Below are 23,819 nucleotides of genomic sequence, written 5' to 3'. Positions count from 1 at the left end.
AGTCACCTTCGGTGACAGCCCCCTCGGGGATGGGGCCATTGGCAAAACTGGAAAGTTTACCTCTTTGCCAAAGGCTTCCTCCTTGAGGGAACTGTCAAGCCCGATAGGGGTTGACTGAGGGAGTTTGCTTTTTCAATTAGTCCGCGTTCTGGCAGAACAGTGCAAAGGTGCGGTAAGCCATGTACAGGTCGGTCTTATGGATGACCTCGAAGGGCGAGTGCATGGACAGCACCGGCACGCCGATGTCCAGCACCGGGATGCCGCGGTTGGCCACGTACTTGGCAATGGTGCCGCCGCCGCCCAGATCCAGACGGCCCAGCTCACCGATCTGCCATGCCACGCCGTTGGCATCCAGCAGGCGGGTGATGTCCCCTACCAGCTCAGCGGAAGCATCGCTGGCAGAGCTCTTGCCGCGGCTGCCGGTGTACTTGAAGAAGGCCACGCCGCGGCCTGCGTAAGTACCGTTCTGCGGCTCGAAGGCATTTGCCCAGGAGGGGTCGTAGGCGGCGGTCACATCGGCGGAGAGACACACGCTGTTCTGGAAGGCAAGGATGTCGTCCTGACCGGCGGCGCGGCACAGCAGATGCATAAAGTGGAATACATACATGCTCTGCATGCCGGTCACACCGTCGGAGCCGATCTCTTCCTTATCGGTCAGCACGCAGACGGTGGTGTGCACAGGATCTTTCGTCTCGATCTCGGCCATAAGGGCGGGGTATGCGTCCACCCGGTCATCGTGACCGTAGCCGCCCACCATGGAGCGGTCAAAGCCCACGTCCCGGGCCTTATGGGCGGGCACCACCTCGATCTCAGCGCGGGTGAAGTCCCGCTCGGTGATGCCGTACTTTTCGTGCAGCAGCATCAGGGTGTTCAGCTTGACGGCCTCCTTGATGTCGGCATCCTCCACAGCGTCGGAGCCGATGAGCACGTTCAGCTCTTCGGCCTTGATGCCCTCGCTGAGCTTGCGGTCGTTCTGCTCGGCACCCAGATGGGGCAGCAGGTCGGTGATGCAGAACACGGGGTCATTCTCGTCCTCACCCACTGCAAAGGACACGCTGGAGCCATCAGCACGGGTGAACACGCCGTGGATGGCCAGCGGCATGGTGCCCCACTGGTACTTGCGGATGCCGCCGTAATAGTGGGTCTTGAAGTAGCTGAGGTGGTTTGCTTCGTACAGCGGGTTCGGGCGCAGGTCCAGACGGGGGCTGTCGATGTGGGCGATCACCAGACGGAAGCCCTCCTCAAAAGATTTCCGGCCGATGGTAGCGGCCACCACCGCCTTGTGCTCCTGCACAAAGTAGATCTTCTGGCCGGGGGCATAGGTCTTTTTCGGCTCAAACTTTTCGTAACCGGCCTCCAGCAGCAGCTTTTCGCTGGCGGCGGCAGCTTCGCGCTCGGTCTTGGCAGCGTTCAGGAAGGCTTTGTAGCCTTCGGCAAAGGCTGCAGCCTTCTCCTTCACGTCGGCGCTCTTGTCGGCAGCGTACTCCGGCTTGTAAAGCAGCTGTTCGGCAGCCTGCTTTGCGGTAAGTTTCTCGCTCATGTTCCTTATCTCCTCTCAGCTTTCTGCATAGATACGCTGATACCGCGCATAGCAGGAAGTGATCTTTTTTACGTAATGGTTCATCTGGTTATAGGGAAAGCCCTGCAGCGTTTCGCCGTCTGCGGAGTGCTCTTCCATCTGTAAAAGAGCATCTACCGTGCCCCACCCGCTGTGATAAGCGGCAGCGGCAGTGGCAACATCGCCGTTGTAGCGCTCCATGCACAGGTGCAGGTAATAGCATCCGAACCGGATGCTGATCTCCGGGTCGTAGAGATTTGCAAAGAGCAGTCCTTCGTCCGGTGCGATCTTGCTGCGCAGCCAGATAAAGGTCTCCTCGGTCATCTGCATCAGGCCCCGGGCATCCACAGTGGAGGTGGCCTGCGGGTCAAAGCCGCTTTCGGTGCGGATGAAGGCATCCACCAGAAGCGGGTCAAGGCCGTAAGTCTCCGCCCACTGGTCCACCAGCACTTCGTACTTGCGGGGGTATAAAAGCCGTTCTGCCCTGCCCCACAAGTTGGGCACCAGCACAAACAGCAGGATCAGCGCCATGCCCAGCAGGAACAGCCTGCGGCTGCGCATTTTTTTGCGGCGGCGTGCCTTCTGGGCGCGGAGAGCGCGGCGGATGCGGGCCGTCTCCGGGTCGTACTGCGGTGCAGAATCTTGTTCGTTATATCGTTTGTTCAAAATTCTTTTCCCGCACCTCCTTCTGCCAGAAGCTTTGTGCAGAGCTGCTCTGCCGCAGCCTGCAGATGTGCAAGGCTGGAATCGTTGCGCAGCACATAGTCTGCCTGCGCGGTGAGGGTGCTTTCCGGTGTCTGGGCGTTCAGGCGGCGGGCGGCCATCTCGGCCGAGATGCCGTCCCGGGCCACGATGCGGGCCACACTGGTCTCAAACGGTGCCGTGACCACGCACAGGCGGTCACACTCGGCCTGCGCCGCAGTCCCCACGATGACCGCGCCATCCAGCACGAACAGTGGTGCACCGGCATCCTGTGCTGCCTGCTTTGCCGCACGGATGCGGCGCACGATCTCCGGGTGGGTCAGGCTGTCCAGCGCCGCCTTGCCTTCCGGGGTGGCAAAAGCGCGGTCAGCCAGCAGGCGGCGGTCCAATGTGCCGTCCTGTTTTAAAATGTCCGCGCCGAACCGCTGGGCCAGCCGGGGCAGCAGCGGCGAGCCGGGCAGTAAAATCTCGCGGCTGATCTGGTCGGCATCGGCCAGCGGCACACCGTGGGCCGAAAACACCGCCGTGACCGTGGATTTGCCGCAGCCGCTGCGGCCCGTGATGCCAAGCGCGATCATAGCTTGATCACCCGGAAGGCCGCAGCGCGGATCAGGCGGTTGTACACCGCCATGGAAAGGCCGTCCTTCTGCGGGCAGCGGGCGTAGACCACCGCATCGCCCTGCTCATCCAGCGCGCGCAGGCAGCGGAAGATGTGCTTTGCCTGATCGGCACCGTCGCCCTCGCGTCCATACTCCACGCAGGGCACACCCAGCTTTTCCGCCTCGCCGGTAAAGCACAGGCAGCTGGGATCCTGCTCGGCGTGGGCATCCACATAGGCTTTGAACTGCTCAAAGGTGCCGTCCAGCAAGGTCACATCCGCCTTGGGGGCGTAGTGCTTGTACTTCATGCCGGGGCTGCGCACCACAGCACCCTCCGGCAGCTTTTCGAGGATGGCTTTGGACACTTCCACCTCTTCGCCGAGGGCGCGTTCGAGGTCTTCCAGCGTGATGTGGCCCGGACGGAACAGAGTGGGCTTTTCGCCCACCACCGACACCACAGTGCTTTCTACGCCCACGTCGCACTCGCCGCCGTCCAAAATCAGCGGCAGGCGGCCGTCCATATCGGTGAACACATCCTGCGCGTTGGTGGGGCTGGGCTTGCCGGAAAGATTGGCGCTGGGGGCAGCAAAGGCGCAGCCGCTCTTTTCAATGACGGCGCGGGCCACCGGGTGGCTGGGCATCCGGATGCCCACGGTGTCCAGACCGGCACAGCACTCCGCTGCCACCTCCGGGCCGCGGGGCATGATGATGGTGAGCGGGCCGGGGCAGAACGCAGCCATCAGCAGCTGGGCGCGCTCCGGCACCTCGCTGACAAGGCCGGGCAGCATTTCCGGTCCGGTGACGTGGACGATCAGGGGATTGTCCTGCGGGCGGCCCTTGGCCACAAAGATCTTCTTCACAGCCTCGCCGTTGCGGGCATCGGCAGCAATGCCGTAAACCGTCTCGGTGGGCAGGGCCACCAGCTCACCGTTCTGCAGCAGGGCAGCGGCTTTTTCAATGCTCTTTTCGTCCGATGCGGGCAAAATTTCAGTTTTCATTTCCATACGGATCATCGTTCTTTCTATCTGTAAAGTATTTGTGCTTTTCAGCATTTATCGACGGGATATCGTTTTATTTTCAAAACCGCATTTCAGCCCTGCTCGTTGAGCTTTTGCAGCTTTTCGGCCTGTTCGCGGGTGGCCAGTGCGTCGATCACCTCGTCCAGATTGCCGTCCATGATCTTGGAAAGATTGTGCACGGTCAGGCCGATGCGGTGGTCGGTGCAGCGGTCCTGCGGGAAGTTGTAGGTGCGGATCTTTTCGCTGCGGTCGCCGGTGCCCACCTGCCCCTGACGGCTGGCGTTGATGGCATCCTGCTGCTGTTTCTGCTTCTGTGCCAGCAGGCGGCTGCGCAGGATCTCCAGTGCCTTGTCCTTGTTCTGGAACTGGCTGCGCTCGTTCTGGCATTCTACCACCATGCCGGTGGGGAGATGTGTCACACGGATGGCGCTGGAGGTTTTGTTGATGTGCTGACCGCCCGCGCCGGAGGAGCGGAAGGTGTCGATGCGCAGGTCCTTCATATCCAGCGCAAAGTCCACCTCTTCGGCCTGCGGCATCACAGCTACCGTGGCCGTGGAGGTGTGGATGCGGCCCTGCGTCTCGGTCTCCGGCACACGCTGCACACGGTGTACACCGCTCTCGTACTTGAGGCGGTTGTAGGCCCCGGCACCGTCCACCGAAAAGATGGCCTCCTTCACGCCGCCAAGCTCCGTCTCGTTGAGGTTGAGCATTTCCAGCTGCCAGCCCTTGCTTTGCACATACATGGTGTACATGCGCAGCAGGCTGTGGGCAAACAGGGCAGCTTCCTCCCCTCCTGCGCCGCCGCGGATCTCCACAATGACATTTTTGCCATCGTTCACATCCTTGGGCAGCAGCAGAATTTTGAGATTATTTTCCAGCTTTGCCACATCTTGACTTTTTTCGCTGATTTCCTGCTGTATCATCTGCTTGAAGTCCGGGTCAAGTGCGCCCGGTTCTTCCAGCAGAGCTTTGGCCTGTGCCAGATGATCCTGTGCGGTCTGCCACGCGCGGTAGGCCTGCACCACAGGTTCTGCATCGTGGTACTCCCGCATCAGCCTGCGGAAAAGCGCAGGGTCTGCGGCGGTATCCGGCTGGTTCAGGCGGATGGAAAGCTCTTCAAAGCGGTGGCAGACAGCATCCATCTGGGTAAACATGTTCGGCATAATTCCGGCAGTTCTCCTTACAAACTCAGATTCATGTTCGTGCAGCTGAACGGCTCCGGGGCCTTTCCGCCCCGGATGCGTGCTGCGCCGGGCGCTAGGCCTGCCCGGGTTTTACCACCTTTTTGATGTTCTTTTCAATTTTAGCACGCGGCAGCATCACCTCGCGCCCACAGCCGGTACACCGGATCTTAAAATCCATGCCGACGCGCAGCACCTCGAAGCTGGACGCTCCGCAGGGGTGCTTTTTGCGGGTGAGGATGGTATCGCCTACAGCAATGTCCATAGCTCTGCTTCTCCCTTCTGCCTGCCCAAAACAGCAGGCGGTGTGTGCGCAAAGCCCGGCGTGCCGGTTTGCTGCGCATACAGATATAGTATAATGCAAAGCCGCACAAAATGCAAATATCCGCCCATGCGGATGCATAAGTTTTAACAGAAAGGCCGCTGCCGTTCCAAGCACGGCCTAAAAAGCAGAGAAAGAGGAATGAAAGATGATGCAAGCTTACCGTACCGAAGGCAACTACCGTTCTGCTGCGCGCCTGTCCCCCGCTGAACTGCGCGCCGCCATGGCAAACCGCGAGATCCTGCAGGCCACTGCTCTGGCCTTTGATACCCAGCGCCAGCTGCGGTTCGAGATCGGCGGGGTGAGAGCCGTGATGCCCTTTGCCCAGTGCGCCGATGGTGCCGCAAACGGCACCGTGCGGGACATTGCGGTGCTGACGAGGGTGGGCCGCCCCACCTGCTTTGTGATCGAAGCGCTGGACACCGACGAGAACGGTCAGCCCTTCTACCGGCTCTCCCGCGCGCTGGCGCAGCAGATGTGCAAGGCCGACTATCTGGACACCCTGCAGCCCGGCGATATCCTGCCCTGCACCGTGACCCATATCGAGCCGTTTGGCGCGTTCTGTGATGTGGGCTGCGGCATCAGTGCCCTGCTGCCCATCGACTGCATGTCGGTGAGCCGCATCTCTTCCCCCGCCGACCGGGTGAGCGTGGGCCAGCAGATCTTGTGCGCCGTCAAGAACCGGGATGTACAGGGCCGCTTTGTGCTGACCATCCGGGAACTGCTGGGCACATGGGAGGAAAATGCGGCCGGGTTCACCGTGGGTGAGACCGTGGTGGGCATCGTGCGCAGTGTGGAGGAATACGGCACCTTTATCGAGATCGCGCCCAACCTCGCGGGCCTTGCCGAGAGCTGCACCGACCTTGTGCCCGGGCAGGCGGTGAGCGTCTACATCAAGAACATCCTGCCGGAAAAAATGAAGATCAAGCTGGTGATCGTGAACCACGCCCTGAGCCAGCGCCACCGGTTCGAGCTGAAGTATTTCATCACCGAGGGCCATCTGGACCACTGGGTGTACTCCACGCCGGAAAGCCCCAAGCGCATTGAGACAGATTTTGCCGCTGCGGCTTGCAATCCGGCGTGAAAGCCTTTATACTATAAAAGAAAAGGAATGCAAGGGGGATGTATGGAACGATGGCCGTCAATGATGCTTTTACTGCCGGTGTACGTCCCGGCGGGTTGACCAGCAGCACCGAGATCCGGCTGCTGCTGTGCTATCTGGTCAAAAATGCCGGACCCATTACCCGGCAGGAGATCGAAAACGCCCTGATGGAAGAAGCGCTGGTGAACTATTTCGAGATCGGCTCGTGTCTGGACGATATCACCAGGCAGCAGCTCGTCACCCTGACAAAGGGCAGCTACACCATCACCGAGAAGGGCCGCAAAGTGGCGCAGGAGCTTGCCTACGACCTGCCCCGCAGTGTGCGGGAGCGCGCTGTGGCCGCTGTGCTGCGCTGCCAGACATGGGCCCGCAAGGAAGCCAAGTACAGTGCCAGCATTACCGAAAAAGAGGACGGCCACTGCACCATCCGCTGCACGGTGAAAGGGCTGGACAGTGAGCTGTTCTGTCTGGATCTCGGCACACCGGACCGGCTGACCGCCGAGCTGGTAAAAAAGCAGTTCATCCTCAAGGGCAACGAGATCTACCAAATGCTCATCAATAAGCTGACCGAAGAAGAAAAGTGAACAAATAAAGAGGGAGGCACCCGCGCGGCGCTTCCCTCTTCTGTTTTGTAGCGGTCAGATCAGAATGCAGATGAGCCCGGTGCAGCCCTCATTGATGACCCGTTCCAGCGTTTCCTGCAGGCGGGTGCGGGCCTCCTGCGGCATGTGCAGCAGCTTGTTCTGCAGCCCTTCGTTCACCAGCTCGTGCAGGCTCTTGCCAAAGATGTTGGATTCCCACAGCTTTTCCGGGTCGTCCTCAAAGCCGGCCAGCAGGCTGCGGGCAAGGTCCTCGCTCTGCTTTTCGGTGCCCACGATGGGGCTGATCTCGGTGTGGATGGTGGCCTTCATCATCTGGATGGAGGGCGCGCAGGCTTCCAGCCGCACGCCGTAGTTCGTGCCCTGCCGCACGATCTGGGGCTGTTCCAGTTTCAGCTCGCTGACCGTGGGCATCACGATGCCGTAGCCGGTGGCTTCCACCTGCTCAAGGGCGCTGCGCACCTTCTCGTACTCCCGTTTGGCCTTCGCCAGCTCCATGATGCAGGGCATCAGGCCCGCTTCGTCGCCAATGGCAAGGCCGGTCTGCTCGCTCAGCACCTGATAGAAAATTTCCGGCTTCAGCTCCACCGTAATGCGCACACTGCCGTTTGCAAGGTCGATGCCGCTGATGGCCGAGCGCTGCACTGCGTCACATTCCAGCGCAGGTGCGTCTGTTCCGGAGGGCACATCCTTCATGCGGGAGACCTTTGCCGCCAGCTGCATGGCCGCATCGTACACCTGCGTCTGCAGCCAGTGGCCGTTTTCCAGCATCGTGACCCAGCGCGGCAGGGCAAAATCCAGCTCCTGCACCGGGAACTCGTACAACACCTGCCGCAGGATGCTGCCGAGTGCCTCCGCGTCCAGATCCACGCAGCTCACCGGCAGCACGGTGTGGTCGTAGTCCCGGGCCATGCCCTCGGCCAGCTGCTTCGTCTCCGGCGCATCCGGGTGGGTGCTGTTGAGCAGGATGATGTAGGGCTTGCCCAGCGCATCCAGTTCTTCCACGATGCGCTTCTCGGTTCTGGCATAGCCCTCCCGCGGGATGTCACTCACAGAGCCGTCGGTGGTGACCACGATGCCGATGGTGGAATGTTCACAGATCACCTTGCGGGTGCCGGTCTCGGCGGCAAGGTCGAAGGGCACCTCGTGGTCGAACCACGGGCTTTTGACCATGCGGGGCTTGTCGTTCTCCTCGTGGCCCATAGCCCCCTCCACCATGTAACCCACGCAGTCGATGAGCCGCACCCGGCACTCGCCGCCGCCCTCCAACTGCAGGGGCACGGCTGCTTCCGGGATGAATTTTGGTTCCGTGGTCATGATGGTGCGGCCCGCTGCCGACTGGGGCAGCTCGTCCCGGGCACGCTCCCGCGCAGCCGCCGGGCCGATGGCGGGCAGCACCAGCTGTTCCATGAAACGCTTGATAAAGGTGGATTTGCCGCTGCGCACCGGGCCAACCACCCCAATGTAGATATCTCCGCCGGTGCGTGCGCCGATCTCGCGGCAGATGCTCTTCTGTTCCTGATTTGCCAAATTGCTCTCCCCTTCCCGTTTGCGCTGTGCACCGGACAGGATTCCGGTCCGCTTGTTGTAATCGTATGTTGGGGAAAGGCCGGATATGACAAAAGGCTCCCATGCCAGCAGCACAGGAGCCTTTACAAACATTTTTACAATTACGGGGTCAGACGGTTGGGGCCGCGGAACAGGAACTCGGCATCCTTGATGGTCAGGCCGCACAGCAGCATGGTCAGGCGGTCGATGCCCAGACCGAAACCGCCGTGGGGCGGGCAGCCGTACTGGAAGAACTCCAGATAGAACTTGACATCATCGGCCAGACCCTTTTCCTCGGCCTGCTTCTTCAGCACCTCGTAGCGGTGCTCGCGCTGGGCACCGGTGGTGATCTCAACACCACGCCAGATCAGGTCGTAGCCCTGGGGCACGCCGTTCTCGTCGCGCATGTGGTAGAACGCACGCTTCTCGGCAGAGTAATCGGTGATGAAGAGGAACTCGTGGCCGTAATGCTTCTTCACCCACTCATAGCTCAGGCGCTCGGCCTCAGTGGTCAGGTCGCCCTTCTCGCTCTCATCGACGGTGTAGCCGAACTCTTCTTCCAGACCCTTGTACAGGTCAGCCAGCTTGACCACCGGGAACGGAGTGGTGGGAACGATCACTTCCTGCCCGAACAGCTCCTTGATCTGGTCGCCATAGTTGTCCTTGACGGCCTGCAGACCGGCAGTCAGCAGCTCTTCTTCCATCTTCATCACGTCTTTATAGGAAGTGATGTAGCTGAACTCCAGGTCGAAGCCGGAGAACTCGGTGGAGTGCTTGTTGGTGTAGCTCTTCTCGGCGCGGAACACAGGGCCGGTCTCGAAGATGCGCTCAAAGCCTGCAGCCATGGCCATCTGCTTGTAGAACTGAGGGCTTTGTGCCAGATAGGCGTTGCGGTCAAAGTAGTCCACCTTGAACACCTCAGAGCCGCTCTCGCTGGCAGCAGCGATCAGCTTGGGGGTGTGGATCTCGATGAAGTTACGGTCCAGCAGGAACTTGCGCATGGCGTTCACAAAGCAGCTCTGTGCCTTGAACATGAGCTGGTTCTCGTCGGTGCGCAGGTCGATCCAGCGGTAATCAATGCGCTGGTCGATGCTGGAGCGCTCCACAGCCTTCTTTTTCTTGGTGGCTGCGATCTCCTTGCGGACGATGGGCAGAGCGTTGGCGATGCTCTCGATCTCGATGCTCTCGGGGATCATCTCCACGCCGCCCATCTTGACGTAGTCGTTCTCCACCACCTTGCCGGTGACGGTGATGACGGAATCCGGGGTGAGCTGATCGATGGTACCCACCAGATCGGGGTGATCTTCCTTTTCCACCGTGATCTGCAGCTTGCCGGTAATATCCTTCAGCACGATAAAAGCCATATACTTGCTGTTGCGCAGGTTTTCGATAAAGCCCTGCACCTTGACCGTGCCGCCGATGGCCTTTTGAGCCTCGTTGATATAGGTGCGTTCCATAATACAGGAATCCTCCTTTGACGTCTTGTGTACTGTTTTATTATACGCTTTTCCGGGGATAAATCAAGAGATATGGCGATTTAGAATGGCCTCCGCTGCGCTCTGGCCATCTTCTGCGGAAGAATTATTTTTATTTTGTGTTTGTCGCGGCCTGCGGGCCGCTCCAAGCACCTTTTCACAAATCAGGACAAATCAGCAAAAATGCAGTTTCTGGTCACAGCCCCTCCGTGAAAAAAACAGTTCTGGAAAATCCGCAGATTTTCCAGAACTGCAAACATAAAATCTTTTTCTGCTAAGAATGGCAGAGCAAAGCGGAGCCATTTTTAATGATCCCGCTTTTCCTCTTCGTGCAGAGTGCCGGTGCCGCCCTCCACCACGCCGTCGTGCTTAAGCACCGCGGCAATGGTGCCGAAGAAGCATTTCACATCCAGCCCAAAGCTCAGATGCTCCACATACCAGCCGTCCAGTTTGGCCTTCTCCGCGATCTCCAGCTCGTCGCGGCCGTGGATCTGTGCCCAGCCGGTCAGGCCCGGGCGCACATCGTTTGCATGGTACTTGTCGCGCTCTGCCAGCAGATCATACTGGTTCCACAAAGCAGGCCGCGGGCCGATGACCGCCATATCACCTACAAAGATGTTCCACAGCTGGGGCAGCTCGTCCAGACTGGTCTTGCGCAGGAAATGACCCATGCGGGTGATATACTGGTCCGGGTCGTGCAGCAGATGGGTGGGCATATCGTGGGGCGTGTCGATGCGCATGGTGCGGAACTTTAAAATGTAAAAGTGCTTTTTGCCAATGCCCACACGCTTCTGTTTGAAGAACACCGGGCCGGGCGAGTCCAGCTTGATGGCGACGGCCAGAATGAGAAAAAGCCAGGACAGGCAGATCATGCCGCACAGCGACAGCACCACCGCCAGCAGGCGCTTGATTCCATTGCGATACATGGGTTTCCTCCATTTTCCGATTCAAAGTAGCAGTTCCAGTATAACAGTATGGGCCGGAATTTGCAATTGCATCCGCCGCCTGCCGCCGATATTTTTATGCTTTGGCTGCGTTCTGCCGGTTTTGTGGCAAAAAAGTGCCGGTTTTGTCTCTTGTTTTGCAGCGCGGCCCGGGGTAAGATAAAGAAAATGAGAAGTCAGCTCCCCCAGTCTCGCTTTCGCTCGACAGCCCCCTCGGAGATGGGGCCTTTGGCAAAACCTCTCACTTTGAGCGAGGTGGCACGCCGAAAGGCGTGACGGAGAGGGCAAGGATGCTACAAGGAGGTCCCCTATGATCCAGCGTTTCCGTTTTGGCCTGCCCCTGCCCACCGACAGTGTGGTGCAGGAGATCCCAGTTTCCGCCGGGCCGGTTCCCTTCCTCACAGCCGAAGAAGACGGCTGGGCCTACCGGATGGCTCCGGATGCCATCGTGTACGGCCTGGGCGAAATGCCCCGCGGCATCAACAAGCGCGGCTGGCACTACGTGACCAACAACACCGATGAAGCCCGCCACAGCGAGGATAAGCTTTCCTACTATGGTGCGCACAATTTTCTGCTCATTGACGGCGGCGCAGGCCGTGAATGCTTTGGTGTGTTCATCGATTTCCCGGGCAAAGTGCGTTACGATATCGGCTACACCGAATACGATGCCCTGCGCTTTGCCACCGAAGAGCCGGATCATGAGCTTTACATCATTACCGGCGACGACCTGAACGATATCAGCCGCCAGTTCCGGCAGCTCATCGGCCGCAGCTATATCCCGCCCAAGTGGGCCTTTGGTCTGGCACAGAGCCGCTTTGGCTACAAGACCGCTGAGGACGTGCGGGAGGTGGCCCGCCAGTACAAAGAGAACGATCTGCCGCTGGATATGATTTGCATGGACATCGATTACATGCAGGACTACGCGGATTTTACCGTAAACAAGCAGCGCTTCCCGGACCTTGCCGCCCTGAGCGCTGAACTGAAGGCACAGGGCATCCGGCTGGTGCCCATCATCGATGCGGGTGTGCGCATCGACCCGGAAAACCCCGTCTGTGCCGAGGGCCTTGCAAACGGTTACTTCTGCACCAAAGCCGACGGCACCCCCTTTGTGGCGGCGGTGTGGCCCGGCAAGGCTTACTTTGCGGACTTCCTGCGCCCGGAGGTGCGGGAGTGGTTCGGCCGGCAGTACAAGGCACTGACCGACTGCGGCATCGAGGGCTTCTGGAACGATATGAACGAGCCTGCGCTGTTTTACTCACCCGAGCGGCTCAAGGCTTTCTTTGAGAGCATGGACGAACTGAGCCGGAAGGACAACATCGTGCAGGATGAATTCTTTGGCAAGGTGGTGGGCGGTGCGCTGGGCCTGATGAACGCCCCGGAGGACTACGCCAGCTTCTACCACGATGTGGACGGCCAGCGGGTGCGCCATGACAGGGTGCACAACCTCTACGGCGGCAATATGACCCGTGCGGCAGGCGAAGCCTTTGCCCGCCTGCGGCCCGGCAGACGCACACTGCTCTACAGCCGTTCCAGCTTCATCGGCAGCCACCGCTACGGCGGCATCTGGCTGGGTGACAACGCTTCCACATGGGCACAGCTTCTGGCCAATATCCAGATGATGCCCAACGTGCAGCTGTGCGGCTTTCTTTATACCGGTGCCGACCTGTGCGGTTTTTCCTACGATACTACGCCCGATCTGGCTCTGCGCTGGCTGGAGTTCGGCCTGTTCACGCCGCTGATGCGCAACCACGCCACCAACGGCTCCCGGATGCAGGAATACTACCGCTTTGCGGATATGCTGCCTGCCCTGCGGAAGATGCTCCGGCTGCGGTATGCCCTGCTGCCCTACCTTTATAGTACCTTCATGAAGGCGGCATTGGAAAATACCAGCTACTTCCGGCCCTTGGGCTTTGATTTTCCCGCTGACCCGGATGCCCGCGAGGTGCAGGACCAGCTGCTGCTGGGCGAGGGTGTGATGGTAGCGCCTGTCTACACCCAGAACGCCAGCGGACGGCATGTCTACCTGCCGGAAGCAATGAAGCTCTACCGCATCCGCAGTGTGGACGACTACGACACCGAGCTTCTGCCCGCCGGGCACCGCTACGTCCGCTGCGCACTGGACGAAGTGCTGCTGTTCATCCGCCCGGGCCATGCGGTGCCGGTGGCAAGACCCGCCAGCTGCACCGCCCAGCTGGACGAGACCAGCCTGACCCTGTGGGCATGCCCGGACGAAAATGGCAGCGCCCGCTGCCGGATGTACACCGATGACGGCGAGACGAGCGATTTTGCCGCACCGGAGCACTGGAAGACGCTTGAATTGAACTGAAAAGCCGTTTTCCTGTGGCATTGCCGGAAAAAAACTGTCTTTTTTCGGCGGTGCCACTTGTATTTTTCTGCGCCGCGCGTTATAATATGCCTTCGGTTCCCTTTATTTACGAAAAATTTACATCTCAGATGCTGTCCTTCTAAGCAGTGTGCAATGCTTCGGAAAACAGCTTCTCCGCGTAAACGATAAAAAGGAGGCACTCTTCTCATGGCTCAGACAAGCCGCTCCGCTGACCTGACCAGCGGCCCGATGCTCCAAAAGATCATCCTGTTCTCCATCCCGCTGGCAGCTTCCAGCATTCTGCAGCTGCTGTTCAACGCTGCGGACGTAGTGGTCGTGGGCCGCTTTGCGGGCAGCACCGCACTGGCCGCCGTCGGCTCCAACGGCTCCCTCATCAACCTGCTGGTGAACCTGTTCGTAGGGCTTTCGCTGGGCGCAAACGTGGTGGCGGCCCGCTGCTTTGGCGCAAAGGATGACCACGGCGTACAGGACACGGTGCAGACCTCGGTGACGCTGGGCCTTGTCAGCGGCGTGCTGCTGGCTGTGGTGGGGTTCTTTGCAGCCCGGGGGCTGCTGGAGCTGATGAGCTGCCCGGAGGATGTGATCGACCTCTCTGCGCTGTACCTTAAAATTTATTTCATCGGGATGCCCATGACCATGCTGTACAACTTCAGCAGTGCGCTGCTGCGCGCTGTGGGCGACACCAAGCGCCCGCTGTACTGTCTGGCAGCAGCCGGTCTCATCAACGTGGTGCTGAACCTTGTGTTCGTCATTGGCTTTTCCATGAGCGTGGCAGGCGTGGCGCTGGCTACCATCATCAGTCAGACCGTTTCCGCCTGCATGGTGACGCGGATGCTGATGAAGGAGGAGGGCGCGCTGCATCTGGATCTGCATCATCTGGGCTTCCACATGGGTGCCCTGAAGCAGATTTTGCTCATCGGCCTGCCTGCCGGTCTGCAGAGCACCGTGTTCAGCCTGTCCAACGTGGTCATCCAGTCTGCCATCAACTCCTTCGGCTCCACGGTGGTGGCAGGCAGTTCGGCCTCCGCCAATCTGGAGGGCTTCGTCTATACCGCCATGAACGCCTTTTCGCAGGCTGCCGTCACCTTTACCAGCCAGAACATGGGCGCGCGCAAGTATCAGAACCTGAACCGTGTTGTCCTCAACTGCCTGCTGTGCGCCATCGTGACCGGCGTGGTGCTGGGCGGCGGTGCGGTGCTGGCAGGCACCCAGCTGCTGCACTTCTACTCCTCGGATGCGGCGGTGATCGCTGCCGGATACGAGCGCCTGCGGGTGATCTGCGGCACCTACCTGCTGTGCGGCATCATGGATACGCTGGCCAGCAGCCTGCGCGGCCTTGGCTACAGCGTGCTGCCCATGGTGGTGAGCCTTGTGGGCAGCTGCCTGCTGCGGCTGGTGTGGATCGCCACCATCTTCCAGCTGAACCGCACACCGTTCATGCTGTACATCAGCTACCCCATCAGCTGGGTGCTGACGGCTGCCGTGCACCTGGCCTGCCTGCTGGTGGTGCGGCACAAGATGCGCCAGAGAGGTCAGACACTACAGGCGGCGTAAAGAGAAGCCCTGCGCCCTTGACAATCCCTGAAAAAAGCACTATACTACAAACAGAAAAGGCGCTGTCCGCAATGGTCAGCTCCTTGCCCGTTTAGTCAAGAAAAGATTGACCGCACGAGTTGGTAGCTGGGCGGTCAGTCTTTTTTGCTATCATCGGCTTTGTGCTTGGAAAACATTGTCATGACCTCAACGGCCAGACGGATCACGTCCACGATCAGACCCAACAGTGTGAGAATGAAGGTGAGCAGTGCGAGGGTTTCCAACAGAGTCACCGGATATCCCTCCCTTCGCCTTCAAGGCTCCGGGAAGTTTCATTTTGCAAAAAAGTTCCACTCCCGGAACCTCTGCTTCGTTCTATGTAGAAAGAGCAGCGATAACGGGCAGGAAGCATGACCACCTGCGCTTGCAGACAGCACCTTAACGCCACCCTTCGGGGTGGCGTTTTTAGTTTAACATACTTTTTGACGAATTACAACTTTTTACAGCTCCTTTGCCAGCAGGTAGCGGTCGTGGCCGCCGTACATTTCCCGCCGGGAGACGATGGCAAAACCGGACGCAAGGGCGTTGTGCAGGCTGTACTGGTTCTGCGGGCTGACGGTAGCACCGATGTGGGTGATTTTTTTCGGGAAAAGCGGCAGCGCTGCTTCCAGCATGAGCCGTTGCAGGCCGTTGCCGCGAAAGTCTGCGTGGACGATGGCGCTGTCCGCATTGGCCCAGTGCTCCCACTCGGTGCGCGGCACATCCATGAAGGCCGCATAGTTGTGTGCGCTGCGCCCGCAGAAGCGCACGATGAGATACCCGCCAAGGCGGCTGCCCTGCCATGCGCCGATGCACAGGTCATTGCGGACATAGGCCGTGATGTTTTCCAGCGTGTCCGGCACGAACTGCTCCGGGTCCGGCATGGCGGCGCGCACCTCGTTTTGCAAGGCGTACACCGCCGGGGCCTGTTCCGGCGTGCAGCGGCGCAGCTGCATGGACACCGGCGGCTGCACCGGCTGGCCGCAGATCTTGTGCAGAAAAACTTCCATCTTGCGTTTCCCTCCAAAATAAAATCATACTTTTTCGCTGTTTCCAGTATAAATGCCGCTTTTATAAATGTCAATTTATGTTATAATAAAGTATAAAGGGGTCTGCGGCGTATGGCGTGGTCACAAAGGTGCCGTGCGGCGCAGGCTTCAAGTCCCGGCGGGGAGCATCCCCTGCCCGTGAACGGAGGAACCGAACCATGAAGGAATCTGCACTTACCTCTTCCAACCGATTGGGCGGTGCTGTGATCAGCGACCGCATCGTTGCCAGTCTGCTGGAAGAGCTGCGCACCGGACGCTATGCCCGGGCCGACCGTCTGCCCGCCGAGGTAGATCTTGCCGCTGAGCTGGGCGTGAGCCGCACCGTCATCCGCGATGCTTTGAGCGAGATGGAGCGCGCAGGCTATGTGGAGCGCGTGCGCGGCATTGGCACGGTGGTGAACCGCGCTGTGCTGGGCCTGCGCAGCCGGCTGGACCAGAAGCTGGAATACTACCCGCTGATCCGCAGCTTTGGCAGCTACCCCCACGCCGACGGCATTCAGGTATTTCCCATCCGTGCCGGTGAAGAGCTGGCCCGCGATCTGGAAATTGAGCCGGGCGACGACGTGATCTGCATCAAAAAGCGCATTCTGGCCGATACCACCCCGGTGATCTACTCCATCGACTACCTGCCCAGAGCACTGTTCGGTGCCAGAGACTACACCCGCATCGACCTGACCGGCGGCGTGTTCGATATTCTGGAACGGGAGTGCCACCAGCAGATCTCCTCCAACGTCGCCCACCTGAAGGCAAGCTGCGGCGACGATGCCATCCGCTCCGCCATGCGCCTTGCTCCGGGCGAGGCCATGCTGCTGCTGGACGAAGTGTGTTTCAATCGTTTGTGCCGCCCGGTGATGCGCTCGCTGAGCTACTACACAAACTTCTTTGATTTTTCCATTTTACGCAAGCTGCTCTAAACCAAAAAACTGACGGAGGTATGCACCCATGCGACATCTGATCGACCCGTTGGATTTTACCCAGCAGGAAATTTCCACTCTGCTCGACCTGGCCGACCGCATCCATGACGACCCGGCCGCGTATCAGGAGGTGGCCCGGCATAAAAAGCTGGCTACCCTGTTCTACGAGCCTTCCACCCGCACCCGCCTCTCCTTTGAGGCAGCCATGCTGAACCTTGGCGGCCATGTTCTGGGCTTTCCCAGTGAGAACGTGTCCAGCGCAAGCAAGGGCGAAAGCGTTGCCGACACCATCCGCGTGGTGTCCTGCTATGCGGACATCGTGGCCATGCGCCACCCCAAAGAGGGCGCACCGCTGCGCGCTTCCCGCTACTCCCGCATCCCGGTGATCAACGCGGGCGACGGCGGCCACCAGCACCCCACCCAGACCCTGACGGACCTCATGACCATCCGCCGCCGCATGGGACGGCTGGATGACCTGACCATCGGCCTGTGCGGCGACCTGAAATTCGGCCGCACCGTGCACTCCCTCATCAAGACCATGGCCCGCTGCAAGAACATCCGGTTCGTGCTTATCAGCCCGGAAGAGCTGCGCGTGCCGGACTACATCGTAAAGGACGTGCTGGAGGCCAACGGCATCCCCTACAAGGAGACCCGCAGTCTGGAGGAATCCATGTCGGAGCTGGACATCCTGTACATGACCCGCGTGCAGAAGGAGCGCTTCTTCAACGAGGAGGACTACATCCGCCTGAAGAACAGCTACATCCTCACCAAGGAAAAGATGGGCCTTGCAAAGCCGGATATGGCTGTGCTGCATCCCCTGCCCCGCGTCAACGAGATCGCACTGGACGTGGACGACGACCCGCGTGCCGCCTACTTTGAGCAGGTGCAGAACGGCGTGTATGTGCGTATGGCACTGATCATGACCCTGCTGGGCCTGCGCGACCCCAAGGCACCTAAGGAGGAAAACTGATATGCTGAACATCGATGAAATTCAGAACGGTATCGTGATCGACCACATCAAGGCAGGCACTGCCATTGGCCTGATGGACCTGCTGGGCATTGCGGGCAACCGCACCGCCAGCGTGGCGCTGATCCAGAATGCACGCAGCAGCAAGACCGCCAGCGGCCGCAAGGACATCATCAAGGTGGAGGGCGATGCTTCCTGGCTGAACCTGGATGTGCTGGCCTACCTTGACCCGGGCATCAGCGTGACCATCATTGAAAACGGCAAGGCCGTGCGCAAGGAAAAGCCGATGCCCCCCAAGCGCCTTGTGAACATTGTAAAATGCCGCAACCCCCGCTGCATCTCCTCCATTGAGGAAGAGTGCGACCAGATCTTTGAGCTGAGCTCCAACGGCAAATACCGCTGCATCTACTGCGAGCAGGAGCTGCAGGTAAAGCCGGAATAACGACACAGAAAAAGAGCTGCTGTATCAGGCAATTTTGCCGTACAGCAGCTCTTTTTTTGCAATAAAAAAATCTGACGGAACTCTCACCGACGCAAATGCCCTGTGCGGCAGATGCTCCATTCCCACAAGCAGCACCTGCCGGACAGAAATGCGACGTACCGAGTGACTTTATCAGCAGCAAACCCCAAAGTTCGCCGTTGAAAGCCCCGCCAGATGAGCTGCGCAGCGCACAAGGACTGCACAGCGAAGAGCAAAGGGAAAGCAGGGCAGCTTAACACGCACCGCTGCCCGGATCACTGCACAGGGGGCAAAGCATCACCAAGGTTTCCTTTGGCCGCAAATCCGCCCTGCCCCGGCAGGAGGTCACCTTTACTGGCCTTAGTATAGCATTGTTGCGTGCCTGTTGCACAGAACATGTCATAAATTGTCGGTGCTCATGTCATGAACTGCGCACGGGATGGCGCAGGTAAACCGGAACCACCGGTCGCGGCAGCTCACGGTGTACTCGGCACCGTACTTGCGCAGCACGTCCTGCACGTTGGCAAGGCCCATGCCGTGGCCGCTCTCCTTTTTGGTGGTGCCGGGCAGCTTGCCCTCCTCCAGCAGCAGGTCTTCCTGCACGCGGTTGCGCACCGAGATCAGGTATTCTTCCGGCGTTTTGCGGATGCGCACATGCACCTCCGGCGGCAGGGCCTGCGCTGCGGCGCGGGTGGCGTTGTCCAGAAGGTTGGAGAGCACGATGACCATATCCATGCTGTCGAAGGGCATCCGCTTGAGATCGCACAGGTCAAAGTAAATGTTCACGCCAACTTTTGCCGCTTCTTCGTATTTTTTGCTCAGAATGGAATCCAGCAGCGGGTTGTGGGTATCCATGATGGTGGTGCCCGCCGCCACCGTTTTGCTCACGCTGGCAATGTAGGCCTGTGCGCCTTTCAGATCTCCCTGATCCAGCAGGGCGGTAAGGGCTGTCATGTGGTTGGTGAACTCGTGGGTCAGGCGGCGCTGTTCCGTGTAGGAATCCAGCAGGGCTTCGGCACGCTGCTGTTCCAGCTGAGCACGGTAGCGGGAGTTCTGCCGCTGCACCACCTGATCGTTGAACATCTGCACGATGGCGATATGCACCAGCACCGCCACGCTCATGCCAAAGGTGAGCAGCATGGTCATCCGGGTAGCGGGCTGCTGGGTCCCTGTGACCATCAGCACAATGTTCAGCACCACAGCCACCCCGGGGAAAAAGGACATCACCAGCGCCTGCAGCGGCTGCAGAGCACACTTCTGGTTCCAGCTGTACAGGGAATGCGCAACTGCTGCACCCACGATAAGGTTCGCGGCGCACAGCGCGATCAGGCAGCCGGGGTGCTGCCATGCTTCGCCGGTGCGTACTCCGGTGAACCAGGAGTAGGTATAGTTGACCGTGTTCTCCACCAGCAGGCACATGGTGCCGTTGATCAGGCAGGCGGTGAGCTTATCGGCAAAGGTTCCGCCAAACAGCTGCGCCGTAACAAAAAGGTACAGCACATTGAGCAGGACGCTCTGCACATTGAAAAATGACATTCCTGTTGCGAGTGACAGGCCCAGCTGCCCCATACACAGCAGCTCTGCCCACAGAACCGGCCAGCGCAGTTTTCCCCTGCCCAGATAGGCCCACTCCACCAGAATAAAGGCGTTCCCCTGGACCAGACACACCAGATGCCCCAGCATCATTTCCGCAAATGCATCACTCATCCACATACTGCCCCTTCCATTCCAGATATGCGTTCTGGATGGCCGCATAGCCTGCGCGGCTCACGCTCAGCTCCACCCCGTTTTTCAGCAGGGCGCGGTAGCTGCGGATGCTGCGCACATATTTCATGTTCACCACATCGCTGCGGCTCACCTGCAAAAAGCCGTTCTCGTAGAGCATGGGCGGCAGGTCGGCGATCTTGCCGTAGTAGGTGCAGATGGGCCGGCGGGCAATGTCGCCGTAGACGTTGATCTGGCGCAGGTCGCTTTCCAGATAATAGATCTGATCCAGCGGAATTTCCGTTTCGGTGCGGTTGTGGTGCACCGTCAGGGTCTTGCGCTGGTCGGTCAGGGCGGCAAGCAGGTCGTCCAGACACTTGGGCAGGGTGCGCGCAATGTCCCGCTTGAGCAGGTAGCGGTAGGCGTTCACCGTGTAGCCTTCCAGCGCAAATTCCAGATAGGCCGAAACATACACCAGCATCAGGCCGGGGCACTTCTGCTTGAGCTGACGGCCCAGCACCATGCCGTTTGCACCGGGCATGTCCACGTCCAGAAACGCCAGCTGATACAGCTCCAGCCCCGGCGTTGCAAGCACCTCGGCTGCGCTGGTGCAGACGGCGGTGTGCACCTGCACGCTGCGGGCGGTAAAGTAGACGGTGACATATTCTGCCATGCGCGCGCCGAACGCCGCATCGTCGTCACAGATCAGGATATGCATGGAAGGTTCCTTTCTGCCGCAAAAGGCCCCTCTTGCAGTAAGAGGGGCCAAAGTAACTATCAGAGAAATTTATCGTAGAGGCCAAAGGCAAAGATGAACAGCACGATCACCGGCAGCACGCAGGTCAGGTAACCGCGCATCCAGTCGTGCATCTTGAGGCCCTTGCCGGTGTTGACTTCCTTTTTATAGTTGTCCCAGCCCCAGCCGTACTTGGTAACGCAGAACAGCAGGTACACCAAGCTGCCCAGCGGCAGGAACAGGTTGCTCACGAGGAAGTCCTCCAAATCCAGCACAGCGCCGCCGAACACGGCAAAGCCGTCCCATGCCCACACGTTGTAGCCCAGCACGCAGGGCAGCGAAAGCAGAGTGATGAGCACGAAGTTCACCAGACTGGACTTCTTGCGGCTGCAGCCGGTCAGCTCCATGCCGCAGCAGATGATGTTCTCGAACACGGCCAGCACGGTGGAAAGCGCCGCAAAGGCCATGAACAGGAAGAACAGGGAGCCCCACAACCGGCCCATGGCCATGTTGGCAAAGATGTTGGGCAGGGTAATGAAGATCAGGCTGGGGCCGCTGGTCTGGTCTACACCGTAGGTGAAGCAGGCCGGGAAGATGATGAGACCGGCGGTGATGGCCACGAAGGTATCCAGCACCACGATGCGGGCGGACTCGCCCAGCAGGGAGTGCTCCTTGCCGATGTAGCTGCCAAAGATGGACATTGCGCCAATGCCAAGGCTCAGGGTGAAGAAGGCCTGATTCATGGCGGACACCAGCGTGTTGACCACGCCCACCTCTTTCATGCGCCCGAAGTCGGGCACGAGGAAGAAGCTCAGGCCTTCCTTTGCGCCGGGCATGAACAGGCTGTTGACGGCCAGCACCACCATGATCACCAGCAGGGCGATCATCATGGCCTTGGTCACGCGCTCAAGGCCGTTCTGCAGGCCCTTGGCGCATACAAAGATGCCCAGTGCCACCACGAACACCATCCAGAAGGTCATCACGCCGGGGTCTGCCAGCATTTCGGTAAACTTGCCAGCCACCTGATCGGCGTTCAGGCCTGCCAGCTTACCGGTGGCGGTCATGTAGAAATAGTGCAGCATCCAGCCTGCCACGGTGGTGTAGAACATCATGAGCAGATAGCAGCCAATGAGGGTGAGGTAGCCGTGGATGTGCCACTTCTGGCCCGGCTTTTCCAGTGCCTGATAGGCCCGCACCGGGCTTTTGCGGGAAGCGCGGCCCACTGCAAACTCCATGGTCATGATGGGCAGGCCCAGAATGATGAGGAAGATCAGGTAGAACAGCACGAATGCGCCGCCGCCGCCCTGACCGGCAATATAAGGGAACTTCCACACGTTGCCAATGCCGATGGCACAGCCCGCCGAAAGCAGAATGAAGCCCAGACGGGACTTCAGTTTTTCTCTTTCCATGATTCCAAACTCCTTGTTTTCCGTTCTGCTCTGCCCTGCCCTTTGCGGGGCCGGGCGAAGCGTTGCTTTTGTATTATAGCACAAATTTGGTCGAAGAACAGGGGCGCTTCAGCGAGATGAACTTTTGTTGTCAAAAGTGTTCTTTGTCTTTCCCGCGTGCACAGCCCGTCCTGCCGCAGGGCCGTACCGCAATTTTCGTTGCAGATGCGTCCGTTTTCGGTGTATTTGCGGCGGGCTGAAATTTTTCTCACCTGAAAGGTGAAGAGCTGACAGTTATTCACTTATATAAAAATGCCTTGCATAACAGCCGAGAACCATCTCTTGACAAACCAACAAAAAGAAACTATACTACAAATAGAGAAGGTGCTGTCCGCAATGGTCAGCTTCCTCCGGCTAATTGGTCAATAAGAAGAATGACCGCTCACCGTTTGGAGACTGGGGCGGTCATTTCTTATTGTTATGGATCTCTTTGAAGATTGCCCATGCGATCTGAAATGTAATCCCAACTGTGCCGCCAACAATGACGAACAGCTGCAGAACATCGTTCAACACCATGATGCATCCCCCCTTCCGCGTTTGCGAACGGGGGAACAAACAATAAGCTTTTACGTCCCCCGGACGCTTGCCGGAGGAAAGCATGACCACCTGCGCTTGCAGACAGCACCGAATCACCGCCTTTTCGGGCGGCATCTTTATGATATCATAAAAAATAACATTTTACAATAAAGAAAGCACCCGCTGTACAGGTGCTTTCTTTTCGTTTATATAGGTATATAGGCTTACTTCCGCTTTTTGGGGGCAGTACCCTTGCCCACCGGGCCGCGGGGGCGGCGCTCGGCAGCCTTGGACTGCACTGCGGCGCTGCGGGTCTGGGCGCGGCCCTTGGCGGCAGCGGCACGCAGACCGTTGATCTCTGCCTTGGTCAGCTCACGGTAGGTGCCGGGCTTGAGCATTCCCAGCTTCACCACGCCCTCGGCGTTGCGCTTCAGGCGCACCACCTCAAGGCCCACGGTCTCGCACATGCGGCGGATCTCGCGGTTCTTGCCCTCTTTCAGGGTCATTTCCATCACGGTGCGGCCCGGCTCGTCGGTAACAACGTTGATGGCACAGGGCATGGTCTTGGTGCCGTCGTCCAGCACAACGCCGCTGCTCAGCTTCAGGATCTGGCTTTCATCGGCGCGGGGCTGCACGGTGACGCGGTACAGCTTGGAGATGCCGCCCGACGGATGGGTGACGGCCTGCGCAAACGCGCCGTCGTTGGTCATGAGCAGCAGGCCCTCGCTGTCCTTATCCAGACGGCCCACCGGGTACAGGCGGGCGGGGATATCGCTCACCAGCTCCATCACGGTCTTGCGGCCCAGCTCGTCGCTGGCGGTGGTCACATAGCCGCGGGGCTTGTACAGGGCCAGATAGTACATCTGCTGATCCTTGCGGATATAGATGCGCTCGTCGTCCACGTGCAGCACGTCGCGGTTGGGGTCCATCTTGTCGCCCACCTTGACGGGGTGGCCGTTGACCTTCACGCGGCCCTCGGCAATGATCTGTTCTGCCGCACGGCGGGAGCACAGACCCTGTTCAGCCATGATCTTTTGAATACGTTCTTCTGCCATAA

At 59.4% G+C, this 23,819-nt stretch carries 22 protein-coding genes; 7 read left to right on the top strand and 15 right to left on the bottom strand.

Annotated features, from left to right (window positions below; all coding sequences use genetic code 11):
* Positions 1-136 precede the first annotated feature (136 nt).
* The 6 genes from MTP41_RS14860 to MTP41_RS14835 all read right to left on the bottom strand — a co-directional run bounded on the left by MTP41_RS14860 (position 137) and on the right by MTP41_RS14835 (position 5,324).
* Positions 137-1,540 carry an aminopeptidase gene (locus MTP41_RS14860; RefSeq protein ID WP_249235834.1) on the bottom strand — a complete coding sequence of 468 codons (1,404 nt, stop codon included), beginning with the start codon at positions 1,538-1,540 and terminating at the stop codon, positions 137-139.
* Positions 1,541-1,555: 15 nt separating this feature from the next.
* Complete coding sequence (locus tag MTP41_RS14855) at positions 1,556-2,224, bottom strand: lytic transglycosylase domain-containing protein (RefSeq protein ID WP_249235833.1); 669 nt, start codon at positions 2,222-2,224, stop codon at positions 1,556-1,558.
* Positions 2,221-2,838, bottom strand: a complete 618-nt coding sequence (coaE, locus tag MTP41_RS14850; protein WP_249235832.1) for a dephospho-CoA kinase — start codon at positions 2,836-2,838, stop codon at positions 2,221-2,223. Before coaE ends, MTP41_RS14855 begins: the two co-directional genes overlap by 4 nt.
* The gene (locus tag MTP41_RS14845; protein ID WP_118528065.1) at positions 2,835-3,863 is read right to left on the bottom strand and encodes an L-threonylcarbamoyladenylate synthase; all 1,029 of its coding nucleotides are present in this window, start codon (positions 3,861-3,863) and stop codon (positions 2,835-2,837) included. Before MTP41_RS14845 ends, coaE begins: the two co-directional genes overlap by 4 nt.
* An 86-nt stretch (positions 3,864-3,949) precedes the next feature.
* Positions 3,950-5,041: a peptide chain release factor 1 gene (gene prfA / locus MTP41_RS14840; protein ID WP_249235831.1), complete on the bottom strand. Its 1,092-nt coding sequence runs from the start codon at positions 5,039-5,041 to the stop codon at positions 3,950-3,952.
* A 94-nt stretch (positions 5,042-5,135) separates the two neighbouring features.
* Positions 5,136-5,324 carry a DUF951 domain-containing protein gene (locus MTP41_RS14835; protein ID WP_005941184.1) on the bottom strand — a complete coding sequence of 63 codons (189 nt, stop codon included), beginning with the start codon at positions 5,322-5,324 and terminating at the stop codon, positions 5,136-5,138.
* A gap of 205 nt (positions 5,325-5,529) precedes the next feature.
* On the opposite strand from MTP41_RS14835, the gene MTP41_RS14830 reads away from it, so the two are divergent.
* Together MTP41_RS14830 and MTP41_RS14825 are read left to right on the top strand one after the other, a co-directional pair.
* Positions 5,530-6,465 carry a S1 RNA-binding domain-containing protein gene (locus MTP41_RS14830; RefSeq protein WP_005941187.1) on the top strand — a complete coding sequence of 312 codons (936 nt, stop codon included), beginning with the start codon at positions 5,530-5,532 and terminating at the stop codon, positions 6,463-6,465.
* Between the two features lie 50 nt (positions 6,466-6,515).
* Positions 6,516-7,067: a DUF4364 family protein gene (locus MTP41_RS14825; protein ID WP_330221006.1), complete on the top strand. Its 552-nt coding sequence runs from the start codon at positions 6,516-6,518 to the stop codon at positions 7,065-7,067.
* 54 nt (positions 7,068-7,121) lie between these two features.
* Here MTP41_RS14825 and spoIVA read toward each other — a convergent pair whose 3' ends face one another.
* The 3 genes from spoIVA to MTP41_RS14810 all read right to left on the bottom strand — a co-directional run bounded on the left by spoIVA (position 7,122) and on the right by MTP41_RS14810 (position 11,031).
* Positions 7,122-8,612 (bottom strand): stage IV sporulation protein A, encoded by a 1,491-nt coding sequence (gene spoIVA / locus MTP41_RS14820; protein WP_044953602.1) that lies wholly within the window; start codon positions 8,610-8,612, stop codon positions 7,122-7,124.
* A gap of 140 nt (positions 8,613-8,752) precedes the next feature.
* Positions 8,753-10,087: an aspartate--tRNA(Asn) ligase gene (gene aspS, locus MTP41_RS14815; RefSeq protein ID WP_249235829.1), complete on the bottom strand. Its 1,335-nt coding sequence runs from the start codon at positions 10,085-10,087 to the stop codon at positions 8,753-8,755.
* A 323-nt stretch (positions 10,088-10,410) separates the two neighbouring features.
* Positions 10,411-11,031 (bottom strand): sugar transferase, encoded by a 621-nt coding sequence (locus MTP41_RS14810; RefSeq protein ID WP_120019758.1) that lies wholly within the window; start codon positions 11,029-11,031, stop codon positions 10,411-10,413.
* Positions 11,032-11,359: 328 nt separating this feature from the next.
* Between MTP41_RS14810 and MTP41_RS14805 the strand changes: the two genes are divergently transcribed.
* A complete protein-coding gene (locus MTP41_RS14805) occupies positions 11,360-13,375 on the top strand; it encodes a glycoside hydrolase family 31 protein (RefSeq protein WP_249235828.1) in 2,016 nt (671 codons plus the stop codon).
* 207 nt (positions 13,376-13,582) lie between these two features.
* Positions 13,583-14,950 (top strand): MATE family efflux transporter, encoded by a 1,368-nt coding sequence (locus MTP41_RS14800; RefSeq protein WP_154255425.1) that lies wholly within the window; start codon positions 13,583-13,585, stop codon positions 14,948-14,950.
* A 134-nt stretch (positions 14,951-15,084) separates the two neighbouring features.
* Here MTP41_RS14800 and MTP41_RS14795 read toward each other — a convergent pair whose 3' ends face one another.
* On the bottom strand, positions 15,085-15,222 hold the full coding sequence (locus MTP41_RS14795) for a hypothetical protein (RefSeq protein WP_154255424.1): 138 nt from the start codon (positions 15,220-15,222) through the stop codon (positions 15,085-15,087).
* Between the two features lie 207 nt (positions 15,223-15,429).
* Complete coding sequence (locus tag MTP41_RS14790) at positions 15,430-15,978, bottom strand: GNAT family N-acetyltransferase (RefSeq protein ID WP_097774894.1); 549 nt, start codon at positions 15,976-15,978, stop codon at positions 15,430-15,432.
* Positions 15,979-16,175: 197 nt separating this feature from the next.
* On the opposite strand from MTP41_RS14790, the gene MTP41_RS14785 reads away from it, so the two are divergent.
* The 3 genes from MTP41_RS14785 to MTP41_RS14775 are packed head-to-tail and all read left to right on the top strand — an operon-like array spanning position 16,176 to position 18,340.
* Positions 16,176-16,931, top strand: a complete 756-nt coding sequence (locus tag MTP41_RS14785) for a GntR family transcriptional regulator (protein ID WP_249235827.1) — start codon at positions 16,176-16,178, stop codon at positions 16,929-16,931.
* A 28-nt stretch (positions 16,932-16,959) separates the two neighbouring features.
* Positions 16,960-17,901: an aspartate carbamoyltransferase gene (gene pyrB, locus MTP41_RS14780; RefSeq protein ID WP_120019753.1), complete on the top strand. Its 942-nt coding sequence runs from the start codon at positions 16,960-16,962 to the stop codon at positions 17,899-17,901.
* A 1-nt stretch (position 17,902) separates the two neighbouring features.
* Complete coding sequence (locus tag MTP41_RS14775) at positions 17,903-18,340, top strand: aspartate carbamoyltransferase regulatory subunit (RefSeq protein WP_005941235.1); 438 nt, start codon at positions 17,903-17,905, stop codon at positions 18,338-18,340.
* Between the two features lie 417 nt (positions 18,341-18,757).
* Here MTP41_RS14775 and MTP41_RS14770 read toward each other — a convergent pair whose 3' ends face one another.
* From MTP41_RS14770 to MTP41_RS14755, 4 genes are all read right to left on the bottom strand, one after another.
* Complete coding sequence (locus MTP41_RS14770; protein WP_044953604.1) at positions 18,758-20,065, bottom strand: sensor histidine kinase; 1,308 nt, start codon at positions 20,063-20,065, stop codon at positions 18,758-18,760.
* Complete coding sequence (locus tag MTP41_RS14765; RefSeq protein ID WP_005941248.1) at positions 20,058-20,780, bottom strand: LytR/AlgR family response regulator transcription factor; 723 nt, start codon at positions 20,778-20,780, stop codon at positions 20,058-20,060. The genes MTP41_RS14770 and MTP41_RS14765 overlap by 8 nt, the downstream gene beginning before the upstream one ends.
* A gap of 59 nt (positions 20,781-20,839) precedes the next feature.
* A complete protein-coding gene (locus tag MTP41_RS14760; protein ID WP_249235826.1) occupies positions 20,840-22,207 on the bottom strand; it encodes a sodium-dependent transporter in 1,368 nt (455 codons plus the stop codon).
* Between the two features lie 779 nt (positions 22,208-22,986).
* On the bottom strand, positions 22,987-23,817 hold the full coding sequence (locus MTP41_RS14755) for a pseudouridine synthase (protein ID WP_005941260.1): 831 nt from the start codon (positions 23,815-23,817) through the stop codon (positions 22,987-22,989).
* Between the last annotated feature and the right edge of the window lie 2 nt (positions 23,818-23,819).

It is taken from the genome of Faecalibacterium sp. I4-3-84, assembly GCF_023347255.1.
GTDB lineage: Bacteria > Bacillota > Clostridia > Oscillospirales > Ruminococcaceae > Faecalibacterium > Faecalibacterium taiwanense.
Note: the sequence above shows the minus strand (reverse complement) of the source record. Positions and strands in the feature narration are given on the sequence as shown.